The organism is Nocardia sp. NPDC047038 (assembly GCF_040644075.1).
GTDB lineage: Bacteria > Actinomycetota > Actinomycetes > Mycobacteriales > Mycobacteriaceae > Nocardia > Nocardia sichangensis.
Window position 1 is genome coordinate 1 of sequence record NZ_JBEYVQ010000049.1, and the last position, 3,008, is coordinate 3,008.

Below are 3,008 nucleotides of genomic sequence, written 5' to 3' on the forward strand. Positions count from 1 at the left end.
GTACACCAAGGCCGGGCAGCAGAAGGTGCATCAGATCCTGACCGCGGCGTTGCAGAAGGCGCAGTCGATCGTCTCGGGCGGGAACGCGACCTCCAGTGACACCGCCGCGGCGATCAATCGGTTGACCAAGCAGTACCTGTACAACATCGCGGGCAAGAACTACAACCCATCCACCGGAACCACTGGGCCCACCGGAACCAGCGGCAGCGCCGACAACATTCCGGGAGGCTCGAAGGCCAATCCGGCGGATGTCTATCGCTATCTCATTTCGAAATATGGGCTCACGCCTGCGCAAGCAGCAGGAATCGTGGGTAACCTGCAGGTCGAGTCCGGTTTCAACACCAGCGCGTACAACTCGGGCGAAGGCGCCATCGGTCTGTGCCAGTGGCGGGGTGGGCGACGGCAGGCTCTGGAGCGGTTCGCGGCCGCACAAGGGAAGCCGGTCACCGACTGGAAGGTCCAGATCGATTACATGATGGCCGAATTGCGTAGCAATGAATCCACCGCGTACGGATATCTCCGGGCCGCGCAGACGCCTGCCTACGCCGCGGCGGTCTTCGATCAGTATTACGAAAGAAGCTCCGGTGAGGCGAGAGGACAGCGCATCGCCTATGCCAACAGCATCGCCTCGGCGATGCGTAACGTCGCCGTTTGACGCCGCGCAGGCTCTCACGCGGTGCACTTTTCGACCGAAGCGCCTCGCGATTGTCGCGCGACCATGTGCCAGGATGCGGACGCCCGGTATTCCCGCAAGCGGGAACAGACCGGGCGTAGCTCCGGAAATGGCTGGGTTAAGCTGCGAATACGCTTCGGGCGAGTGCCGGGGAAGAGGCACTCCGAGTCGGGTGAACCGACAGCGGGCAAGGCGGCATGAGTTCACCGCATCGGCGCGGATGGCGAACATCGCTGCCACGTCGGCTGAGAACTTCTCCGGCTCCAGCGCGCACTGATCGTGTCCGGCGATCGGCAGTGCGCGTACCGGGGCATCCGGCGGAAGGTGAATCATGGCTGCCTCTGTGGTCACCGTGGGTTGTGTCCGCGCGTATCGGGGTAACTGATGGCTCCGACGGATCGCACTCCGCCCGAGACGGATTCCGATGATCCCGGAGATCCTCGCGACGGTCGTGCGAGCGCCACCACCGTCGCGCCGCGCCGCGCCGCCAAGTCCGCGACGCGCGGCGCTTCCGCCCCGATCCCGCGTCCGCAGGTAGGTGCGCCTGCCCCAGCAGGGCCGACCAGCGCGACGGCTCAGGGGCGCGCCCAAAGCGGACCGCCGGTATCCGAGACGAACACCGCCGCTTCGGGTTCCACCTCCCTCCCGCGCTCGGACGCGCTCGGCATGTCGGGCTCGCCCGCGCCCATGGCGGCCGCGGCGATGGGCGCCTTGGCTGCCATCGCCGCCCAGTACGGTGACGGCCCGCCGACCGCCGTGTCGGGACAGTCGTACGCGCCGCCCGATCTCGGCGCGGCGCGGCCGACCGGACCCGTCGTGTGGGACGGTGCGCTCGGTTCCCAGTACGCCGTCAGCAATCAGAATCGAGCACGCCACGGCGATGCGGCACAGTCGATGAACGCCGAGCTGGAACGCATCCTGGGCGGCGCGGTCGACAGCACTACGCAGGGCCGCGCCGCGATCGGCGCGATCATCGCCGAGGTGAACACCGCCTTGACGGCCCTCGGAAACGTCCAGGACGCCACCGCGAGCAGGCAGTTGGTGATCTCCACCCTGGACAACGCCTTGCAACGCGCGGGTACCGTGCTTGGCCAGGGGCAGGCCGCGACGGTGCTCACCGCCGATCGAGTCGCGGCCCTGGCCGACCACTACCTGCGCGAGTCGCGCCCCGTCCAGCCGCGGCGGCCCCGCCGCACGTCGCACTCCGGCATGCACGGGCCCAGTGGCGGTCCGCCACGCACGCGGCCGTCCGGTCAGCAGGGGCAATGGATCGACGAAGCCTTGCAGGTTTTGCGTCAGCACGGCTACGACACGCGTCAGATAGATCCTTCCGACATCGCGGCGATCATCCAGCACGAGTCCGGTGGCAACCCGAACGCCATCAACCTTTGGGACAGCAACGCCGCGGCCGGGATTCCGTCGAAAGGTCTGATGCAGACCATCGATCCGACGTTCAACGCGTATTCCGTTCCAGGGCACCGTGATATCTGGAATCCCGTGGACAACATCGTCGCGGGCGTTCGCTATGCCATCGAGCGTTACGGGTCGGTCAGCAATGTGCCGGGAATCGTGCAGATGCGCGGTGGCGGCTCGTACGTGGGGTATTGACGCTGTCACGACCGGGCGTTTGCCGCGACCGATGGCCCGGTCGCCGCGCCAGAAGTTCACTCCGGACCGGAAATGCCCAGAGAGTTCCGCGCTTACGATGCGAACCAGTGTGAGCTGTTGCTCGATATCGCCGGCACCGGTGGAAGTCGAGCGGAAACGGCTGGAAAGTCATGCCCAGCGTGCGGCCGCGTAGCTACTGGGTAGTTTCCGGTACTGGACGTGGCCACCGGTGTGCGGCGCTTCGACGCACATGCCGTTGCCGATGTACATGATGACGTGACCGGGATTATTCGCACCCTTGAACGATTCGGACGGGAAGATGAGATCGCCGGGCTTGATGTCCCGGGGATTCACCTTGGGCAGTGTCCGGTACTGATCCGCCGCGACTCGAGGAATTCGAACGCCGGCGGCGGCCGCCGCGTACTGCATCAGACCCGAGCAGTCGAAGGCGTTCGGCCCTTCCGCACCGTAGATGTACGGGTCGCCGAGCTGGGCGAGTGCGACCTGGATCGCTTTCGCGGCGGCTCCGGTCGCGCCGGTACTCGTGCTGGTTGTGGATGGGTTGTAGTTCTTGCCCGCGATGTTGTACAGGTACTGCTTGGTCAACCGATTGATCGCCGCGGCGGTGTCACTGGAAGTCGCGTTCCCGCCCGAGACGATCGACTGCGCCTTCTGCAACGCCGCGGTCAGGATCTGATGCACCTTCTGCTGCCCGGCCTTGGTGTAG

The 3,008-nt window shown here is 66.2% G+C and carries 3 protein-coding genes; 2 read left to right on the top strand and 1 reads right to left on the bottom strand.

Features of this window, described 5'->3' with window-relative positions; translation table 11 throughout:
• On the top strand, nt 1-655 hold a 655-nt coding region (locus ABZ824_RS39655), incomplete at its 5' end, for a phage tail tip lysozyme (RefSeq protein ID WP_356970043.1).
• 402 nt (nt 656-1,057) lie between these two features.
• Nucleotides 1,058-2,281: a transglycosylase SLT domain-containing protein gene (locus ABZ824_RS39660; protein ID WP_356970044.1), complete on the top strand. Its 1,224-nt coding sequence runs from the start codon at nt 1,058-1,060 to the stop codon at nt 2,279-2,281.
• A gap of 168 nt (nt 2,282-2,449) precedes the next feature.
• Here the strand turns inward: ABZ824_RS39660 and ABZ824_RS39665 are convergent.
• Nucleotides 2,450-3,008, bottom strand: a 559-nt coding sequence (locus tag ABZ824_RS39665; protein ID WP_356970045.1) for an NlpC/P60 family protein, incomplete at its 5' end; no start/stop codon positions are given.